General features: G+C 59.3%; 1 protein-coding gene. It reads left to right on the top strand.

Annotated elements, in window-relative coordinates:
- Positions 1-504, top strand: a 504-nt coding sequence (locus KH400_RS29640) for a hypothetical protein (protein ID WP_217227949.1), incomplete at both ends; no start/stop codon positions are given.

The raw sequence follows: 504 nt of genomic DNA, 5'->3' as shown, positions 1-504 counted from the left end.
GGGGGGAAAGAAGGAAGAAGGGGGAGGGAGAAAGGGAAGGAGGGAGAGGGAGGAAGGGGGGGGGAAGGGAAGGAAGGAAAGAGAAGGGAGAGAGAGGAAAGAAGAAGAGGGGGAAAGAAGAGAAGAGAAAGAAAGGGGAGAGGGAGAAAAGGAGGGGAGGGGGGAAAGGAAAGGGGAAGGAGAGGAAAAGGGAAAAAGAAGAGAGAAGAGGGAAGGGGAGGAAGGGGGAGAGAGGAGGAGAGAGGGGGGAAAGGGGGAGGAAAAGAGGGGGGAAGAGGGAAGAGAAGAAAGGGGAGGGAAGAAGGGGGGGAGAGGGGAGAAGAGAGAAAGGGGGGGAAGAAAAGGGGGGGAAGGAGGAGGAGAGGAGGGGAGAAGAAAGGAGGAGGAGGGAAAGAGAAGAGGAAAGGGGAAAGAGGGGAGAGAGGGGAGGGGAGGGGGGGAGGAGGGGGGAGGAGAGGAAAAGGAAGAGGGAGAGGAGGGAGGGGGAGGGGAGGGAGAGGGGAG

Source organism: Desertibacillus haloalkaliphilus (assembly GCF_019039105.1).
Classification (GTDB): Bacteria; Bacillota; Bacilli; order Bacillales; family KJ1-10-99; genus Desertibacillus; species Desertibacillus haloalkaliphilus.
The sequence above is the reverse complement of the archived record's forward strand: the minus strand, read 5'-3'. Positions and strand labels throughout refer to the sequence as shown.